Annotated in this window: 20 protein-coding genes; 13 read left to right on the top strand and 7 right to left on the bottom strand. The window is 71.3% G+C overall.

Going from position 1 to position 18,294, the window contains the following annotated elements:
• Positions 1-29: 29 nt before the first annotated feature.
• From RSP_RS17915 to RSP_RS17865, 11 genes are all read left to right on the top strand, one after another.
• Positions 30-1,013, top strand: coding sequence for a TRAP transporter substrate-binding protein (locus RSP_RS17915; protein WP_002724273.1), 984 nt, complete (start codon positions 30-32; stop codon positions 1,011-1,013).
• A 139-nt stretch (positions 1,014-1,152) separates the two neighbouring features.
• Positions 1,153-1,644, top strand: a complete 492-nt coding sequence (locus RSP_RS17910) for a TRAP transporter small permease subunit (RefSeq protein WP_043764337.1) — start codon at positions 1,153-1,155, stop codon at positions 1,642-1,644.
• 9 nt (positions 1,645-1,653) lie between these two features.
• Entirely contained in the window at positions 1,654-2,955 is a 1,302-nt protein-coding gene (locus RSP_RS17905; RefSeq protein WP_011339323.1) for a TRAP transporter large permease, read from the top strand.
• 59 nt (positions 2,956-3,014) lie between these two features.
• Positions 3,015-3,746, top strand: a complete 732-nt coding sequence (gene pxpB / locus RSP_RS17900) for a 5-oxoprolinase subunit PxpB (protein ID WP_017140384.1) — start codon at positions 3,015-3,017, stop codon at positions 3,744-3,746.
• Positions 3,743-4,807 carry a 5-oxoprolinase subunit C family protein gene (locus RSP_RS17895; protein ID WP_011339321.1) on the top strand — a complete coding sequence of 355 codons (1,065 nt, stop codon included), beginning with the start codon at positions 3,743-3,745 and terminating at the stop codon, positions 4,805-4,807. The genes pxpB and RSP_RS17895 overlap by 4 nt, the downstream gene beginning before the upstream one ends.
• Entirely contained in the window at positions 4,804-5,466 is a 663-nt protein-coding gene (locus RSP_RS17890) for a GntR family transcriptional regulator (protein WP_002724267.1), read from the top strand. The genes RSP_RS17895 and RSP_RS17890 overlap by 4 nt, the downstream gene beginning before the upstream one ends.
• Positions 5,463-6,458, top strand: a complete 996-nt coding sequence (locus RSP_RS17885) for an NAD(P)-dependent oxidoreductase (protein WP_011339319.1) — start codon at positions 5,463-5,465, stop codon at positions 6,456-6,458. The genes RSP_RS17890 and RSP_RS17885 overlap by 4 nt, the downstream gene beginning before the upstream one ends.
• Positions 6,455-7,735, top strand: coding sequence for a Zn-dependent hydrolase (locus RSP_RS17880; RefSeq protein ID WP_011339318.1), 1,281 nt, complete (start codon positions 6,455-6,457; stop codon positions 7,733-7,735). The genes RSP_RS17885 and RSP_RS17880 overlap by 4 nt, the downstream gene beginning before the upstream one ends.
• Positions 7,732-8,367, top strand: coding sequence for a GntR family transcriptional regulator (locus RSP_RS17875; protein ID WP_002724261.1), 636 nt, complete (start codon positions 7,732-7,734; stop codon positions 8,365-8,367). Before RSP_RS17880 ends, RSP_RS17875 begins: the two co-directional genes overlap by 4 nt.
• Positions 8,368-8,371: 4 nt before the next feature.
• Entirely contained in the window at positions 8,372-9,556 is a 1,185-nt protein-coding gene (locus tag RSP_RS17870; protein ID WP_011339317.1) for a M24 family metallopeptidase, read from the top strand.
• A gap of 11 nt (positions 9,557-9,567) precedes the next feature.
• Positions 9,568-10,533, top strand: coding sequence for an acetamidase/formamidase family protein (locus tag RSP_RS17865; protein WP_011339316.1), 966 nt, complete (start codon positions 9,568-9,570; stop codon positions 10,531-10,533).
• A 227-nt stretch (positions 10,534-10,760) separates the two neighbouring features.
• Here RSP_RS17865 and RSP_RS17860 read toward each other — a convergent pair whose 3' ends face one another.
• From RSP_RS17860 to RSP_RS17835, 6 genes are all read right to left on the bottom strand, one after another.
• Positions 10,761-11,702, bottom strand: a complete 942-nt coding sequence (locus tag RSP_RS17860; protein WP_011339315.1) for a 2-hydroxyacid dehydrogenase — start codon at positions 11,700-11,702, stop codon at positions 10,761-10,763.
• Between the two features lie 94 nt (positions 11,703-11,796).
• Complete coding sequence (locus RSP_RS17855) at positions 11,797-12,519, bottom strand: ribonuclease activity regulator RraA (RefSeq protein ID WP_011339314.1); 723 nt, start codon at positions 12,517-12,519, stop codon at positions 11,797-11,799.
• A gap of 16 nt (positions 12,520-12,535) precedes the next feature.
• Positions 12,536-13,321, bottom strand: coding sequence for an SDR family oxidoreductase (locus RSP_RS17850; RefSeq protein ID WP_011339313.1), 786 nt, complete (start codon positions 13,319-13,321; stop codon positions 12,536-12,538).
• 65 nt (positions 13,322-13,386) lie between these two features.
• On the bottom strand, positions 13,387-14,595 hold the full coding sequence (locus RSP_RS17845; protein WP_009562744.1) for a pyridoxal phosphate-dependent aminotransferase: 1,209 nt from the start codon (positions 14,593-14,595) through the stop codon (positions 13,387-13,389).
• 48 nt (positions 14,596-14,643) lie between these two features.
• Positions 14,644-15,069: a RidA family protein gene (locus tag RSP_RS17840; protein WP_011339312.1), complete on the bottom strand. Its 426-nt coding sequence runs from the start codon at positions 15,067-15,069 to the stop codon at positions 14,644-14,646.
• A complete protein-coding gene (locus RSP_RS17835; protein ID WP_011339311.1) occupies positions 15,066-16,286 on the bottom strand; it encodes a pyridoxal phosphate-dependent aminotransferase in 1,221 nt (406 codons plus the stop codon). Before RSP_RS17835 ends, RSP_RS17840 begins: the two co-directional genes overlap by 4 nt.
• A 119-nt stretch (positions 16,287-16,405) precedes the next feature.
• On the opposite strand from RSP_RS17835, the gene RSP_RS17830 reads away from it, so the two are divergent.
• Positions 16,406-17,287 carry a LysR family transcriptional regulator gene (locus RSP_RS17830; protein ID WP_009562743.1) on the top strand — a complete coding sequence of 294 codons (882 nt, stop codon included), beginning with the start codon at positions 16,406-16,408 and terminating at the stop codon, positions 17,285-17,287.
• A gap of 86 nt (positions 17,288-17,373) precedes the next feature.
• Here RSP_RS17830 and RSP_RS17825 read toward each other — a convergent pair whose 3' ends face one another.
• Complete coding sequence (locus RSP_RS17825; RefSeq protein WP_011339310.1) at positions 17,374-17,706, bottom strand: DUF3140 domain-containing protein; 333 nt, start codon at positions 17,704-17,706, stop codon at positions 17,374-17,376.
• 268 nt (positions 17,707-17,974) lie between these two features.
• Between RSP_RS17825 and RSP_RS17820 the strand changes: the two genes are divergently transcribed.
• A complete protein-coding gene (locus tag RSP_RS17820; protein ID WP_009562741.1) occupies positions 17,975-18,175 on the top strand; it encodes a hypothetical protein in 201 nt (66 codons plus the stop codon).
• Positions 18,176-18,294: the final 119 nt, after the last annotated feature.

The following is an 18,294-nucleotide window of genomic DNA, read 5'->3' as shown; positions in this document are numbered from 1 at the left end:
CAGCCAACCAAATCCTGGGAAGGGAAAACATGAAACAGGGAAGTATCGCTGCCACTGCCGCTTTTGCCGTCTCGGTCGCCGCCACGTCGGCCTGGGCCGAAACCAAATGGGACATGTCGATCGTCTGGCCGGAAGGCAACTTCCACACCCAGAACGCCATGGCGTTCGCGGATGCGGTGAAGGAAGCGACTGACGGCGAAGTGGTCATCACGGTCCATTCCGGCGGCGCGCTCGGGATCAAGGGCCCGGAAGGTATGGCCGCGGTGCGCGACGGGCTGGTGCCGATCGCAGAGATCCTGCTCAACCAGCAGGTGGGCGAGGCTCCGGTACTCGGGATCGAGACGCTGCCCTTCCTCGCGCCGACGATGGCCGACCTCGCGCTCCTGCACAAGTTCTACCGTCCGAAGCTCGACGAGGTCGCGGCCGGCATGAACCAGAAGATCCTCTACATGGTGCCGTGGCCGGGGCAGGCCGTCTTCGCGCCGAACCCGATCAACACGGTCGAGGACCTCAAGGGCCTCACGATCCGCGTGGTCGATTCGAACGGCAACGACTTCTTCGGCGCGCTCGGCGCCACGCCGATCCAGATGCCCTGGGGCGAGGTGGTGCCCTCGCTCGCGGCTGGCACCATCAAGGGCGTGACGACCTCCTCCTCGTCGGGCGTGGACGGCGCCTTCTGGGAATTCACCAAATACATGAGCACCTTCAATTGGCAGGCTTCGTCGAACATCATGTCGGTGAACCTCGATGCCTGGAACGAGCTGCCGCTCGAGACCCGGCAGAAGATCGAGGAAACCGCCGCCGGCCTCGAAGGTCAGTTCTGGCTGAACAGCCGCGCCGAGGATGCCAAGAAGATCGCCACCCTGAAGGAGAACGGTGTCGAGGTCTCGGCTCCGTCGCCCGAACTGTCGGCCGCGCTGCTCGAGAAGGCGCTGCCGCTCTGGGATGCCTACAAGACCCGGGTGCCGGAGGCGGCGCCGATCATCGACGCCTATCTGACCCTGCGCAACTGACGGGACAGGGATGCGGCGGGGCGAAGGCCCCGCCCGCATTCCCCCTCTCCGGCTCCGCGACGCGGCGCCTCCTTCCCCTCGTCGACCGTTGAGCTCCATGACCTCACTTGCCCCAACCCGCTTCCGCAGGACGCTCGCCGTGATCGACGGCGTAACCGATCTGGGCGGCTATCTCGCGGCCCTGTGCCTCCTCGGTATCCTCGTCCTCGTGGCGGCCGAGATCTTCTCGCGCAACCTTCTCGCCTATTCGATCCACTTCTCCTGGGATCTGGCGGGCTACTTCATGGGAACCTGCTTCCTTCTGGCCAGCGGCAGCGCACTCAAGGGCGGCAGCCATGTCCGCGTCACGGCCCTGCTCGAATCGATGCCCCGCGCGGTGGGCCGCACGCTCGAGTTCGCGGCCTGCCTCGTGGGCCTCGCGATCTGCGCCTATCTGAGCTGGGCCCTGATCGAGATGGCCTGGCTCTCGGCGCAGCGCGGCTCGACCGCCGCCACCTCGTTCCGCGTCCCGCTCGTCTACCCGCAGGCGGCGCTTGCGACGGGCGCCACGATCCTCACCCTGCAGTGCCTCGCCCAGATCCTGCGCCTCTTGCGCGGCGAGGAACTCTCCGTCGGCCCCGGTCTGGAATAGGAGCCGTCCATGGGAAAGATCATTGCCACCCTGCTCGGCCTTCTCACGCTGCTTCTGGGCAGCGGCCTCTGGATCGGCCTCGGGCTCATCGGCACCGGCGTGGGGCTGCTTACGCTCTTCCGGCCGAACATGCCGGGGCTCAAGCTTCTCGCGCAGCAGACCTACAACGTCGTCGTCTCGCCCGAGCTGCTCGCGCTGCCGCTCTTCATCCTGATGGCCGAGATCCTCTTCCGCACGAAGATCTCCGAGGCGCTGTTCACCGGCCTCTCGCCCTGGCTGCGCCGGGTGCCGGGGCGGCTGTCGCACCTGACCGTGCTCGGCTGCACCATGTTCGCCTCGGTCTGCGGCTCGTCGGCGGCGACCACGGCCACCGTGGGGCGCATCACCGCCAAGGAACTGATCGACCGCGGCTACAACCGCGACCTCGTGACGGGCAGCCTTGCCGGGGCGGGGACGCTCGGCTTCCTGATCCCGCCCTCGACCATCATGATCATCTACGGGGTGATGGCCGAGGAATCGATCCTGCGGCTCTTCATCGCCGGCATCGTGCCGGGGCTGATGCTCGCGGCCTCCTACATGGGGTATCTCGCGATCCGCTCGTGGCTCAACCCCGCGCTCGTGGGCGCGACTCCCCCGCGCACCAGCTTCCGCGAGAAGATGGTGGCGTTGAAGGATCTGGGGCCGCTTCTTCTCCTCATCGCGGGCGTCATCGGCTCGATGTACGGCGGGATCGCCTCGCCGACCGAGGCCGCCACCGTGGGCGTGGTCGTCTCGATGATCATCGGCTTCGCGCAGCGCACGCTGACGCTGGGGGGCCTTCTGAGCGCCGCGCGTCAGGCGGCCGAAAGCTGCGCCATGATCGGCCTCATCATGATCGGGGCGATGTTCCTGTCGACGATGATCGGCTATCTCGGCGTGCCGCGCTACATCGCGACCGAGATCCAGAGCTGGGGCATGTCGCCCCTGATGCTCGTGGTGGTGCTGCTGATCTTCTACGTCCTGCTCGGCACGGTGATGGAGGGGCTCGGCATCATCGTGATGACGCTGCCGATCACGCTGCCGCTGGCGGTGGCCGCGGGCTACGACAAGGTCTGGTTCGGCATCTTCCTCGTGATCGTGGTCGAGATGGCCCAGATCACGCCGCCGGTGGGCTTCAACCTCACGGTGATCCAGCGGCTGACGGGGGACAGCATGGGGCGCATCACGCGCGCCACCATGCCCTTCTTCCTCATCATGGCGGCCTTCGTGCTGCTCATCGCGGTCTTCCCGGGCATCATCGGCTTCCTGCCGGACCTGATACGCGGCAACTGACAGAGGTCCGCAGCCCTGACGGCTGCGGATCATCCCGAAATGAGTATGATCCCGTGACGATGACCCCCAGCCTTCTTCCCTGCGGCGACAGCGCCCTCACCGTCCAGATCGGCGAAAGCATCGATGCCGAGGCCAATGCCCGCATCATCGCGCTTGCGGAGGCTGTCGAGGAGGCCGCGCGGTCCGGCGACCTCGCGGGCGTCCTCGACATCGTGCCGACCTACCGCTCGCTTCTCGTGCGCTACGACCCCGAACGCATCCGCGCGAAGGACCTCGGCCCCCGGCTTCTCGAGATCGCGGCCCGGCCGCTCGCGGCGGCGGCGGGCCGGCTCTGGCGGATCCCCTGCCTCTACGGCGGCGAGGTGGGGCAGGATCTTCAGGAGATGGCCCGCATGAAGGGCCTCTCGCCCGAAGAGCTGATCGCACTCCATTCCGGGACCGACTACCGCGTCTTCATGATCGGCTTCGCGCCGGGCTTCGCCTATCTCGGCGGCCAGCCCGAGATCCTGCACACGCCCCGCCTGCCGAAGCCGCGCCAGAACATCCCGCGCGGCGCGGTCGGCATCGGCGGCCAGCAGGGCAACATCAATTCCGTCGCCGGGCCCTCGGGCTGGCGCTTCCTCGGCTGGACGCCGGTGCGCAGCTTCGATCCCGCCCGCGCCGAGCCCTTCCTGTTCCGCGCAGGCGACCATATCCGCTTCCATCCTGTCGGACCCGAGGAGGCGCGCGCGCTCGAGGCGCGCAGTGCCGCAGGCGAGATGATCGTGACCCCCGAAGAGATCCGCGCATGAGCCTCGAGATCCTGACCGCAGGTCCCATGCTGACCGTGCAGGACGCGGGCCGCTTCGGCCTGCGCCACATGGGCGTCTCGCCCGCGGGCCCCATCGACCGGGCCGCCATGGCGCTCGCCAATGCGCTCGTGGGCAATGCGCCCGGCGCCGCGGCGCTGGAATTCGCAGGCCCTGCGGGCAGCTTCCGCTGCGACCGGCCGGTGCGCTTTGCGGTGGCCGGGGCCGACTGCCCGATCCGCATCGACAAGCGCGTGGTGCTGGCGGGCGAGAGCCACCGGCTGAACCCCGGTGAAACCCTCACCGTGGGCGTGCCCGAAGGCACGGTCTGGGCCTATCTGGCCTTCTCCGGCGCCATCGCCACGCCCGAGGTGCTGGGCTCGCGCGCGACGCATCTCCGCTCGGGCCTCGGCGGCCCCGAGGGGCGGGCGCTGGCGGCGGGCGACCGGCTGCCGCTCGGCCCCGACGAGGCCGACGCGCCCTGCCTGCGCCCCGACAGCCGTCTGGACGGCGCGGCGCCCTTCCGCGAGACGGGACCGATCCGGCTGATCCTCGGCCCGCAGGACGGCCATTTCGCCCCCGAGATCGTGGCGCGCCTCACCGGGTGCGACTTCACCGTGACCCCGCAGCGCGACCGGATGGCCATGGTGCTGGGCGGCACCGACCTGCCCGCCGCGCGCGGGCACGACATCGTCTCCGACGGCACGGTGCCGGGCTCGGTGCAGGTGCCGGGCTCGGGGATGCCGCTCGTGCTTCTGGCCGAGAGCCAGACCACCGGCGGCTATCCCAAGATCGGGACCGTGGCCTCGGTCGATCTCGCGCGGCTCGCGCAGATGCCGGTGGGCGCGCAGGTCCGCTTCGCGCCGATCTCGGCCGAGGAGGGCGAGGATCTCTGGATCGCGCGGCAGGTGCGGCTAAGGCGGCTTCTCGAGGCGCTGGTGGCCAAGCCCGAGGGCGTCCTGCGGTCGGATTACCTCTTGTCCTGCGATCTCGTCGGCGGCTTCTACGAGCCGGGCGAGATTGTGCGTCCCGTCACGATTCGGGGCCCGGAGGAATGTTCATGAGTGCCCCCAGACCGCTCGCCCACGAGGCCTATCAGCGCATCATCTCGATGATCTTCGAAGGCGCGCTGAAATCGGGCGACCTGTTGCAGGAGGCCGCCCTGGGCGAGGTCTTCGGCATGTCGCGCACCCCCGTGCGCGAGGCGATCAAGCGGCTGGAGAGCGAGGGCCTCGCCGTCGTCGAGGGCCGCTTCACCTGCGTGCGCAGCGTGACGGCCGCCGATGTCGAGGAGGTCTTCTTCCTCCGGCTGGAGCTCGAGCCGCTCGCGGCACGCTCGGCGGTGCGGCTGCCGCCGGCTCAGGTCGATGCGATGGAGGAGCGCGTGCGCCTCCTGATGGCGTCGGACCCTGCGGTCAACGATCTCCAGCGCCAGACCGACTACGAGTTCCACCACCTGCTCGGGCGCGAGTTCGGCAATCAGGCCGTGGCCCAGACGGTGGCCACGCTGCATCGGCGCACCTGCATCTTCGACCACACTCAGGTGCCCGAACGGTTCCTGCGCGGCTGCGAGGAACATCTGGAGATCCTCGAAGCCGTGCGCAGCGGCAATGCCGACGCGGTCGAGGCTGGGCTGCGGGCCCATCTCGAACATGCGCGCGACGCCGTGCTCCTCCGTCTGCGCCGCGCTGCCGCGGCGACCGCTTCCGCGAGTGCCTCATGAACTGTCTGATCGTCCAACCCATCCACGAAGCGGGTCTCGCCGCCCTGCGCGCGGCCGGGATCGCGCCCATCCTCTGCCCGGCGCCCGACATGGCGACGGTGGCGCGCCACATGGCCGGCATCGACGCCGTCATCACCCGCGACGCGGGCCTCGATGCCGCGGCCTTCGCCGCGGGCGACCGGCTCCGGGCGGTGGTGGTCCATGGCGCGGGCCACGATCCGGTGGACAAGGAGGCCGCGGCGCGCAGGGGCGTGGTCGTGGCCAACACCCCGGGCGCCAACGCGCGCTCGGTGGCCGAACTGGCCGTGGGCCTCGCGCTTGCGGTGGCCCGCCGCATCCCCGCCGCCGACCGCGCCCTGCGGGAGGGGAAGACGGGCTTTCGCGAATCCGCCCGCTTCTCGGAACTGCGGGGGCGCACCGCGCTGGTCGTGGGCTGGGGGGCCAGCGGCCGCGAGACCGGGCGGATGCTGGCGCAGGCCTTCGACATGCGCCTCCTCGTCCATTCGCCGCGCGTGCCGCGGATCGAGGGGGGCGAGCGGGTGGCGAGCCTTGCCGAAGGGCTGGCCGCGGCCGACCTCGTGTCGCTCCACACGCCGCTCCGCCCCGAGACCCACCACATGATGGATGCGCGCGCCTTTGCCGCCATGCGGCCGGGCGCCATCCTTATCAACATGGCCCGCGCGGGCCTCGTGGACGAGGCGGCGCTGCTCGAAGCGGTGGCCTCTGGCCATCTCGGCGGCGCGGGGCTCGACGTCTGCTCGCCCGGCGCGCCCTCGGGCCCGCTGGCCGCGCACGGCAACGTGGTCTTCACGCCCCATCTCGGTGGCACGACCGAGGAGGCGCTCCGCCGCGTGGCCCTCGAGGCCGTGCGCCATGTCATCACCGCGCTCGAGGGCCGTCTGCCCGAGACCGCGATCAACCCCGACGTCTGGCGCGTGGAATCCCGCAGCCCCGCGTCCGCCGCAACCGAGGTCGGAGGGACCCAAGCATGACCGATCTGCCCCTGGCTGAGGACGCCCCCGCCCGCGCCATCCGCAGCACCATCGACCGGGTGCTGGCCGAGGTGAACGCGCTTTCCGAGGGCGGCCCCGGCTGGACCCGCCCCTCCTATTCCGATCTGGAAAGCCATGCCCATGCGCTGATCGAGGCCGAGGCCCGCGCGCTCGGCATGAGCGTCAGCCGCGATCATGCCGGCAACCTCTTCGCCCGGATGGAGGGGCGCGACCCGAGCCTTCCGGCGCTCCATTGCGGCTCGCACCTCGACACGGTGGCCGAGGGCGGCGCCTTCGACGGGCAGGCGGGCGTGGCCGCGGCGCTGGCCCTCGTCGCGGCCATGCGCGAGGCGGGCGTCACGCCCGAGGCCGATTTCGTCCTGACCGTGACGCGGGCCGAGGAGAGCGTCTGGTTCCCCGTCTCCTATATCGGCTCGCGCGCGGCGCTCGGCCGGCTCCTGCCCGAAGAGCTCGAGGCGCTCCGCGTCGACACCGGCCGGACGCTGGCCGAGCACATGCGCGAGCAGGGCTTCGACCCCGACGCGCTGATGCGGGCCGAACCGCCGAAGCCCGCGCGCTTCCTCGAGTTCCATATCGAGCAGGGCCCCGTCCTCGACCGGGCGGGCGAGCCCTACGGCATCGTCTCGGCCATCCGCGGCGGGCTGCGTTACCGCGCCGCCGAGGTGCATGGCACCTGGGCCCATTCCGGCGGTGCGCCGCGTGAGGGCCGCGCCGACGCGGTGGTGGCCTTCGCCGATCTGGTCATGGCGATGGACCGCGCCTGGGAGACGTTCCTTTCGCGCGGCGCGGACCTCACCGTGACCTTCGGCAAGGTCGATGCGGCCTCGCCCGCCCATGCCATGGCCAAGGTGCCGGGCGAGCTCGCCTTCTGCCTCGACCTGCGCTCCGAGGATGTGACGGTGCTGGAGGCGGCCGACCGGGTGCTGCGCGAGGAGATCCGCCGCATCGAGACCGAGCGGCCCGGCATCCGCTTCGATCTGGGCACCCAGAGCCGCAGCCAGCCTGCGCGCCTGTCGCCTGCGATGATCGACTGGGTGGCGGGCGGCGCCGCGCGCCGGGGCGATCAGCCGCGCCGGATGCTCTCGGGCGGTGGCCACGATGCGGCGGCCTTCGCCAGCGCCGGCTGGGACAGCGTCATGGTCTTCATCCGCAACTGGAACGGCAGCCACTGCCCCGACGAGGGGATGGATCCGGCCGACCTCGCCCGCGCGGTAGAAGCCGTCTTCGCCGCGCTGTCGGGGAACGGCTCCCCATGAGTTCCGAGACGCTCTCGCACAGCGCCTACCGCCGCCTCCGCGAGGATATTCTCGAGGGGCGGATCGCGCCCAACACCATCCTGACCGAGCGCGAGCTGGCCGAGCGGCTGGGCATCTCGCGCACGCCGCTGCGCTCGGCTTTGTCGGTGCTCGAGCGCGAGCAGGTGATCGAGCGGATGGTGAACGGCACGCTGCTGGTGCGTCTCGTCTCGGTCGAGCAGCTGCTCGACATCATCCAGCTCCGGCTGATCCTCGAACGCGCCGCTGCGCGCAGGGCTGCGGGCTTCGGCCTCACGCCCGAGCTCGAGGCCGCGCGCGAGGCGCAGCTGCGCTATCTCGGCGCGGGGGCGATGGATTTCGAGAGCTTCTGGCAGGATGACGGCATCTTCCACCGGGCGGTGGCGCTGGCGGCGGGGCTCACGCTCCTGCCGGGGCTTCTCGCCGAGCAGCGCGCCATCGTGCGGCGCAGCACCATCATCCGCACCCACACCAACTTTGCCGATCAGGCGCGGGAACATATCGCGGTGATCGACGCGATCGCCGGCCGCGACGCCGAGGCCGCCGCGGCCGCCATGGCGCTTCATTTCGACCGCATGCGCGCCCGCACGCTGGGCTGGCTCAACAAGGACTAATCCGATGTCGACACTCCCGGCAGACACCGCGGCCGACCCGCTCCGCGGCCGTGATGCGGTTTTCCCGGCCGCCGAATTCGAAGGCCGCATCGCGCGGCTGCAGGCGGCCACGGCGGATCTCGGCGCCGATGCGCTGGTGCTGCTCGGACCGGAGAACATCTTCTGGGCCACGGGGCGGCAGACGGCGGGCTATTTCGCCTTTCAGGCCCTCGTGGTGCCGGTCGAGGGGGCACCCGTGCTCCTCGTGCGCCAGCTCGAGACGACGGGCGCGCGGGCCTCGACCTGGCTCGCCGACATCCGCGCCTGGCAGGACGGCGAGGACCCGGCCGCGGCGCTCGGCAGCCTTGTGCGGGATCTGGGCCTCGGGCGCATCGCCATGGAGCGCGGCGCCTGGTTCATCGGTCAGGACCTGTCCGAGCGCATCGCCCAGGCCCTTGCCGGCGTGGCGCTGATCGACGGGTCGGGTGTGGCGGAGCGGCTGCGCGCGGTGAAATCGCCGGCCGAGCAGTCCGCGATCCGCAAGGCCGCGGGCTATGCCGAGGCCGCCATTGCCGCTTCGATCGAGGCCTGCCGCGCGGGCGTCAGCGAGAACGAGGTGGCCGCCGCCATGATGGGGGCCGCGATCCGCGCGGGCTCCGAAGCCATGGCGATGGAGCCGCTCGTCTCCTCGGGGCCGCGCTCGGGCGTGCCCCATGCGACCTGGCGGCGGCGGCTGCTCGAACCCGGCGACGGGGTCTTCCTCGAACTCGCCGCGAGTCACGACCGCTATCACGCGGCGCTCATGCGCAGCGTCTGGATCGGCCCGCCGCCCGCCGAGGCCGCGCGCATGATGGACACGGCCGAGCGCGCGCTCGATGCGGCGCTGGCGGCCCTGCGCCCCGGCGCGCCCTGCGCGGCGCCGCACGAGGCCGCGCAGGCGGTGATCGATGCCGCGGGCTATACGGCCGCCTTCCGCAAACGCATCGGCTATTCGATGGGCGCGGCCTTCGCGCCCGACTGGGGCGAGGGGGCGATCCTGTCGCTCTTCACCGGCGTGGATCGCCTGCTGGAGCCAGGCATGGTTTTCCACCTGCCCGCGACGCTGCGCAGCTACGGCGACTATACGGTCGGCGCTTCCGAGACGGTGATCCTCACCGAAACCGGCATCGAGGTCTTGTCGACCCTGCCCAGACAGATGAGGGTGCGCTGACCCTTCCGCCGATGGAGCGCCCTCTGGACCACCACCTTCCCGCCTCGCCCGCGACCGTCTCGTGGGGCCATCTCGATCCCGCCGCCGCCCCCGTGCTGCAGCTCGCGCCGGGCGAGCGGGCGGTGATCGAGACCCTCTCGGGCGGCCCGCGCAATCTGCCGCCCGAGGGCCACCCCTGCCGGGTGCTGGCCAGCCACCGCGCGGTGATGGAGGCGCAGGTGCCCCATCTCGGGCCCCACATGCTGACGGGGCCGGTCCATATCGCGGGGGCCGAGCCCGGCGACCGGCTGGTGGTCGAGATCGAGGAGATTACGCTCGCGCAGGACTGGGGCTGGAGCGCCATCGAGCCCGGCTTCGGGATCTTCCCCGACCTCGCGCCCGCCTACGAGAGCCTCGTCGTCCCCATCGACCGGGCGCGCCGCAGCGCGCGCCTGCCCTGGGGCCCCGAGGTGGCGCTGGCGCCCTTCTTCGGCATCCTCGCCGTGGCGCCGCCGCCCGAGGGCGGCCGGGTCAGCTCGGTTCCGCCCGGACCCTTCGGCGGCAATGTGGACAACCGCTTCTTCCGGCAGGGCGCGCGGATCTCCTTCCCGGTCTTCTGCGCGGGCGCGCTGTTCTTTGCGGGCGACGGTCATGCGCTGCAGGGCGACGGCGAGGTCTGCGACACCGCGCTCGAAACGGCACTGACCGGCCGCTTCCGCTTCACGCTCGAAAAGGGCACGGCGCCCGCCGCCCCCGAGATCGAGCTGGGCGATCTGATCGTGACCATGGGCTTTCACGAGACGCTCGACGGGGCCGCACGCGATGCGACCGCCCGGATGCTCGACTGGATCTGCGCGCAGACGGGCCTCACCCGCACCGAGGCCTGGCGGCACGCGAGCCTCTGCGCCGACCTGCGGATCACGCAGGCGGTGAACGGGCAGAAGGGCGTCCATTGCGTGCTCGATCGCCGCAGCCTGATCGGCGCCCGCCCCGCCTGAGCGGGAAGGGCGTGAGGCAGAGCGGGTGGATTGCCGGACGGGCGTCTTGGAACGCAAGCCACCCCCGGAAACCGCTCCGGGTCCGGCGCGATTCGGCGGCTTGTCCCGGTGGAAAGCCGGGGCCTCATCCCGGGGGGCGCCTTTGCCGGAAAGCTCTCGAAACACCCGCCTGCTGCTGAACCGGAGCCTGCGCCCCGGGCTCGCCGGGGCGGGGCGCGGGCCGCCTTTCAGTAGCCGCGGGTGAGATCGACCGAGGGCGGGATACGGCCGGTCGCGCGGTAGTCGGCCACATGCGCGCCCACGATGGCCGAGGCGGTCTCGGGGTCGGTGGCGGCTGAGATATGCGGCAGCACGGTCACCTTCGGATGGCCCCAGAAGGGCGAGGCCTCGGGCAGGGGCTCGACCTCGAACACGTCGAGCACCGCATGGCCGATCCGGCCGCTGTCGAGTGCTTCGATCAGCGCCGCGCTGTCGAGGATCGGGCCGCGGGCGAAGTTGACGATCTGCGCTCCCTCGGGCAGGCACGCCAGCCGGCGCGCATCGAGAAGCCCCCGCGTTTCGCCCGTGAGCGGCAGGAGGCAGACGAGGATCTCGACCTGCCCCAGCATCCGCTCGAGCGTTTCTTCGCCGGCATGGCAGGTCACACCCGCGATCTCCTTGGGCGACCGGCTCCAGCCATGGACGTCGAAGCCCGCGTCGCGGAGCCGGAGGGCCGCCGCCGCCCCGAGTTCGCCCAAGCCCAGCACGCCCACTGTCGTGCGCTCGGGGCGTTTGTAGGGCAGCCCCTTCCAGACGCGGGCGCGCTGCTGGGCGGCATAGGCCGGCATGTCGCGGAAGAGATAATAGGTCCAGGCCAAAGCCGCCTCGGCCATGGTGCGGGCGAGCTCGGGGTCGACGAGCCGCACGATGGGGCGCGCGAGATGGCCCAGTTCGGCCACCAGCCGCTCGACCCCGGCCCAGAGGCTGTGGATCCAGACGAGGTTCGGAAGCTCGGCCAGATCGGCCGGGTCGGGATTGGCCACGATGGCGATGTCCACCTCGGCCCGCTCGGCGGGGCTCAGCTCGCGGAAGCCGTCGATCCGCTCGCCGGGCAGGGCGCGGGCGAGATGGCCCGCCCAATGGGCCTCGGCCTCGGGCGACAGACGGGTGACAAGCGCGATCCGCGACATGGGGAGAGCCTTTCACAAAAGGCCCCGGGCAGGGACGAGCCCTTGCCCGGGGAGTGGGGAGACGGAAGGCGGGCCCTCGCGGCCCCGCCGAAGATCACTGGCCCGACTGCGCCTTCCAGGCCTCGTACCTGGCCTTGTTCTCGGCATTGGCGGGATAGAGGCCCGGCAGCGGCACGCCCGCCTCGACCTGAGTCATGATCCAGCCCTCGAGACGCTCCTGCTCGACCGATTCCTCGGTCACGGCCTCGACCAGATCGGCCGGGATCAGCACGGCGCCATCGTCGTCGATCACCACCATGTCGCCCGGGAAGACGGCCACGCCGCCGCAGCCCACCGGCTGCTCCCAGGCCACGAAGGTCAGGCCCGCGACCGAGGGCGGAGCGGCCACGCCCGCGCACCAGACCGGCAGGCCCGTGCCGCGCACGCCCGCCACGTCGCGCACGACCCCGTCGGTCACGAGGGCCGCCACGCCGCGCTTCTTCATCCGCGCGCAGAGGATGTCGCCGAAGATCCCCGCATCGGTGATGCCCATCGCATCGACGACGCAGATGCAGCCTTCGGGCATCGCCTCGATGGCGGCGCGGGTCGAGATCGGCGAGGACCAGCTGGCCGGGGTGGCGAGGTCTTCGCGGGCGGGCACGAAGCGCAGGGTGAAGGCGCGGCCCACGATGCGCGGCTGGCCGGGCTCGAGCGGCATGGCGCCGCGCATCCAGACGTTGCGCAGGCCCTTCTTCAGAAGGACGGTGGTGAGCGTCGCGGTGGTCACGCCGCGCAGCGCCTCGATCAGGGCCTGTTCCTTGGCGGTGTCGGTGGTCATTCTGTTTCCTTTGGGGTCAGACGCTGGCGATCAGGCCGCCGTCGATGCGGATGGTGCTGCCGGTGATGTAGGAGGCGCGGGCCGAGGCGAGGAAGGCCACGGCATCGCCATATTCCTCGGGCTGACCATAGCGGCCGAGCGGGATCGAGGCCACGCTCTCGGCGGCCACTTCGGCCACGGCCCGGCCTTCGCGCGCGGCCTTCTGCTCGTCGAGGAAGGTGATGCGCTTGGTGGCGACGCGGCCGGGCAGCACGACGTTGGCCGTGATGCCGTCGCGGCCCACCTCGCGCGCGAGCGTCTTCGACCAGCCCACGAGCGAGATGCGCAGCGCGTTCGACAGGCCGAGGTTCGGGATCGGCGCCACCACGCCCGACGAGGTCGAGGTGATGATGCGGCCCCATTTGCGGGCCTTCATGCCCGGCAGCACGCGGTCGGTGATGGAGATGACCGAGAGCACCATGGACTCGAAGCTCGCGCGCCAGAGCGCGGCCTCCTGCCCGGCGATCGGCGAGGGCTTCGGCCCGCCCGTGTTGTTCACGAGGATGTCGACCGGGCCCAGCTCGGCCTCGATCAGGCTCACGTTCGTCTCGATGGCGCCGAGGTCGGCCAGATCCCAGGCGAGCGGCAGCGCCGTGCCGCCCTCGGCCCGGATCGCCTCGGCGGTGGCTTCGGCCGCGGCGAGGTCGATGTCGCCGAGCGCCACCCGCGCGCCCTCGCGGGCGAGCGAGCGGGCGATGGCGCCGCCGAGGCCCCCGCCCGCGCCCAGAACCAGCGCCGTCTTGCCTCTGATGCCCAGATCCATGTCGGTCTCCGTCTTGTCGTGGTTGGGGCCCGCCGCTGCCGGCAGGGCCGCTGTGGGGCCCGGCCTCAGGTCAGCCGGGCCGAGGCCGCGCGGATCCGCTCGCAGGCGGTGCGCAGCCGCTCGGTGTCGGTGGCAAAGGAGATGCGGAAGTAGGGCGCGAGGCCGAAGGCGCTGCCCGGCACCGCGGCCACGCCCGCCTCCTCGACGAGATACATCACGAAATCCGTGTCGGTCTCGATCTTGCGCCCGTCGGGACGGGTGCGGCCGATCATGCCCGCGCAGGAGGGGAAGAGGTAGAAGGCGCCGTTCGGGCGCACGCAGCTCAGCCCCTCGATCTGGTTCAGCGCCGAGAGGCACAGGTCGCGCCGCTGGCGGAAGATCTCGTTGCGCTCGGCCAGGAACTCCATCGGCCCCGTCAGGGCCGCGAGCGCCGCGGCCTGGCTCACCGAGGAGGGGTTCGAGGTCGATTGCGACTGGAGCGTGGCCATCGCCTTGATGATGTCGGCCGGACCCCCGGCATAGCCGATGCGCCAGCCGGTCATCGAGAAGGCCTTCGACACGCCGTTGCAGGTCAGCACCCGGTCCATGAGCTTCGGCTCGACCTGCGCGATGGTGGCGAATTCCCAGCCGTCGTAGCGCAGATGCTCGTACATGTCGTCGGTCATCACCAGCACATGCGGGAACTCGAGCAGCACGTCGGCCAGCGCGCGCAGATGGGCGGCCGAATAGCCCATGCCGGTCGGGTTCGAGGGTGAGTTCAGGATCACCCATTTGGTGCGCGGCGTGATCGCGGCCCGCAGCGCGGGCGCGGTCAGCAGGAAATCGTCCTCCTCGGGGCAGGAAACGGTGACCGGCACCCCGCCCGCGAGCCGCACCATGTCGGGGTAGGAGACCCAGTAGGGCGCGGGCACGATCACCTCGTCGCCCTCGTCGAGCGTGGCCAGCAGCGCGTTGTAGAGCACCTGCTTGCCGCCGGTGCCGACGCTGATCTGGTTCGTCTCGTAGGAGAGCCCGTTCTCGCGGCGGAATTTCTCGACGATGGCGGCCTTCAGCTCGGGCGTGCCGTCCACGTCGGTGTAGCGGGTCTGGCCTGCCTCGATGGCGGCGGCCGCGGCCTGCCGGATATGGACGGGCGTGTCGAAATCGGGCTCGCCCTGCGACAGGCCGATGATGTCCTTGCCCTCGCGGCGGAGCTGGGCTGCAAGGCGCGTCATGGCGATGGTGGGCGAGGGCTGCACGGCCTGAAGGCGGGAGGAGAGGCGGGAGCTGGTCATCTGGGGAGCGTTCCGAGGGGCTGGAGGGCCGGACCGGCCCGGGTTCTGTCAGACGGAGGCGATGAGCTGGATCTCGACGGGGGCATTGCCGGGGAGGGTCGCCACGCCGACCGCGGCGCGGGCGCCGATGCCCGCGGGCCCCAGCTCCTCGCGCAGCCGCGCCGAGGCGAAATCGGCGAGCTTCGAATGCGCCTCGAAGCCGGGCTCGGCCGCGACATAGACGGTGAGCGAGAGGATCAGCGAAAGGCTCTCGCCCTCGGCCAGAAGGCCGCGCGCGGCCGCCAGCGCATTCTCGCAGGCAAGCCGGACGGCCTCGCGCTGCTCTTCGAGCGGCTGGTCGCGGCGCACGGGGCCGGTGAACTGGAGCACCCCCTCGCGGCGGGGCGTCATGCCCGAGGTGAAGATCAGCGCCCCTGCCCGGCGGGCCGGAATGTAGTCGCCCTGCGGGATCGGCTGGGACAGGGCGGCCGTCATGCGCGATACCGCTCGACCAGCGTCACGATCCGCCGGGCGGCGGCGACGGCGGCCTCGTGATCCTGGCTGAAGTTCAGCCGCACGCTGTCGGCCGTGTGCGGGCTGAACTCGGTGCCCGGCGTCACCACCACGCCTGCCTGCAGCCGCAGGATCTTGACGAACTCGGCCGGCGCCACGGCGAGCTTCGGCAGCCGCGGGAAGAGGTAGCTGCCGGCCTGAGGCGTGCGGGCGAAGACGCCCTCGCAGCCGCGCAGCACGTGCAGAAGCTCGTCGCGGATCGCCTGATGCCGGGCGATGCGGTCCTCCATCCAGCCCGGCGCCTCGTCGAACCAGCCGCGCAGCACCGCCTGGCTGTAGCCCGCGGCGCGCAGGCTCACGATGGCCTGCAGCTTCTCCATCCGCGCGATGATGGCGCGGGAGCCGAAGGCCACGCCCAGCCGGTAGCCCGAGAGCGATTCTGTCTTCGACGGGCCCATGATGGTGACGACATTTTCGGCATCCACCGCAGCTTCGGCGCGCAGGTGGGTGTAGCTCGCCCCCGCATAGCGCAGCCGGGAATAGAGCTGGTCGGCAATCACGGTCGCGCCGTAGCGCGCGGCCAGCGCCGCGATCTGGCCGATCTCCTCGGCCGAATAGACCACACCCGCGGGGTTGTTCGGGTTCGAGAAGAGGAAGACCCGGGCGCCGGCCTTGAAGGCTTCCTCGAGCCCCGTCAGATCGAGGCCCGCCCGCGTCTCGTCGGCCGAGACGTAATCGAGCTGCACCGGCACCATCTCGCCTTCGAAGAATTCGACGAGCTTGCGGTTGGCGAAATAGTCGGGCTGGACGATGGCCACCTTGTCGCCGCGCGCGACCGTGGCCGCCACCGCGAGGAAGAGCGCCCCCTGTGTGCCGGGCGTGATGATGAGCCCGTCGCGGGCATCGACGGGCGCGCCCGTGAAGGCCGCGAGCCGCGGGGCCAACAGGTCGCGGATGCCCAGATCGCCGCGATATTCCGTATAGGCCTGCACGCCCCCCGACTGCACGCCCGCCGAGAAGAGGTCGAAGGCGCCCGGCGTCGGCTCGTGCGCATCCACGTCGCCATGCGAGAAATCGACCGGCCGGCCCTCGATCGGGGCCCCGCGTATCAGCGCCTCGAGACCTGCCGCCGACTGGCGCACCTCCTGCCCGGGGGCGTTGTCGGTGCCGAGTTTCTTGAATTTCGCCTCGATCGACATGTCTGGCTCCTCTCGCGCAGGCCCTCGCTTCGGGCATGGTCTACGCCGGGTGAGGCGAAAGAAAAAATGGCTTTTTGTTATTTGAGAAGATAGGAAAGCCGTGGGTCACGGAGGGCGCCATGGACATCCGCTTTCTCGAGAGCTTCGTGGCGGTCGCCGATTGCGGCTCCATCGCCGAGGCCGCGCGGCGGCTGAACCTGACGCCTGCGGCCCTGTCGCAGCGGCTGCGCACGCTCGAGCAGGATCTGGGCCATTCCCTCGTGATGCGCGCGGGGCGGCGGGTGCGGCCCACGGCCTCGGGGCTGGCCGTGCTCGACCATGCCCGCGCGCTGATCGAGGGCGCGCGCGATCTCCGCGCCATCGCGGCGCAGGACGAGCCCGCGGGTCAGCTGCGCCTCGGCGCCATCGCCACCTCGCTGACCGGGCTTCTGCCCGGCATCGTCGCCCGGCTGCGCGCGCGCCATCCGCGGATCGAATATCACATCCGGCCGGATTCCTCGGTGAACCTCTATCACGGGGTGATTGCGGGCGATCTCGATGCGGCGGTGATCGTGCGCCCGCAGTTTCCGGTGCCGAAATCGACCGGCTGGCTCACGCTGCGCGAGGAACCGCTGGTGCTTCTGGTGCCCGAGGAGGCGCCGGGCACCGATCCGCTCGCCATCCTCCAGAGCCATCCGTTCATCCGCTACGACCGCAACCAGTGGGGCGGGCAGATCGTCGACCGCTACCTGCGCCAGAACACGCTGAAGGTCCGCGAGTGGCTGGAGCTCGATGCGCTCGATGCCATCGCGGGCCTCGTGAGCCGGGGCCTCGGCGTGGCCATCGTGCCGGATTGGGCGCCGCCCTGGCCCGAGGGGCTGAGGCTGCGCAAGATCGCCCTGCCGGATGCGGGCGGGCGGCAGACGGGGGTGCTGTGGAACCTCTCGGGCGCGCGCATCGCGGCCATGCAGGCCTTCGTCGAGGCCTGCCGCGCGCGCGGCGCGCCGGCGCCGGGGCCTTAAGGCCGGGCAGGGCCGGCGAACTGGCAGCCCGTTCTCCGGCAGTGAAGACGGCTTCCGCCGCCTCGCGATGCCCCCCGGAGACGGTGTCACTTCAGCGGATCGTGGCCCCAGTTCATCAGCGAATAGCGCCAGCGCGAATGTTCCTTGTCCGAGGACGGCCCGCCCTGCGCCAGATGGCGGCGGATGTAGCCCACCACGCGGCCCATGTGGTCCCAGTCTTGCTCGGCCAGATCCGCCTTCCGTTTGCGCCGGATCTCCACGATCCGCCGCCCCGACCGGTGCCCGGTGCTCTCGCCGCCGTCCGAGCTGTCGCCGACGCTCCGGCTCTCCTCGGTCTCGAGCCAGCGGTCGAGATCGGCGGGCGCCATGTTCACGAGCGACTGCCAGTCGTCCCAGATCTCGTCGTGCGATTTGGTCATGTGGATCTCCTTCGTCGGGGCAGAACCGGTTCGGACGGAGCCCGGTTCCGTGGAGGGCGGCCCTGCGCGCGGGCACGGGTCCGCCTGCGGGAAGGGGGAGATGCCGCAGCGTCAGGCGCAGGACACCGGCGCCCGCCGAGGCAGCCGACGGCGACCCTGCGCCGCAGGGGGGCACGGTTGCTCCTGCCGCCCGGGCGGCCGAGAAAGGCACAGGCCCGCGGGCGGGCGCAGGGCATCCGGGCCCGCGAGACACAGGAAGGAGGGGACGATGCTGATCCTGCTGGAAACGATGATGGCGCTGGCGACCGCCGCCGTGCTGTTCCTCGGGCTGATGGCGGCCACGGCGGCGCCGCCGGTGATCCTCGCGCTTCTCGCAGGCCTTGGGGCTGCGCTCTACCTCGCGCGCCGGTCCGAGGAGAGGGCCATCGCCCGCACCGCCGCATCCCGCACCGCTCAGCCCGCCGAATAGGGCGGCGCGAAGACGCGCCCCGCCTCGGAGCGGGAAGGCCCCGCACCGGCTCGGGCGACGGGACGTCCCGGCTTACGCCCTGCCGGAAGCCTCGGGGAAGATCGGGTCGACCTCGGCAT

Source organism: Cereibacter sphaeroides 2.4.1, from assembly GCF_000012905.2.
In the GTDB taxonomy this organism is placed as follows: domain Bacteria; phylum Pseudomonadota; class Alphaproteobacteria; order Rhodobacterales; family Rhodobacteraceae; genus Cereibacter_A; species Cereibacter_A sphaeroides.
This window is presented reverse-complemented; position numbering and strand designations above follow the sequence as displayed.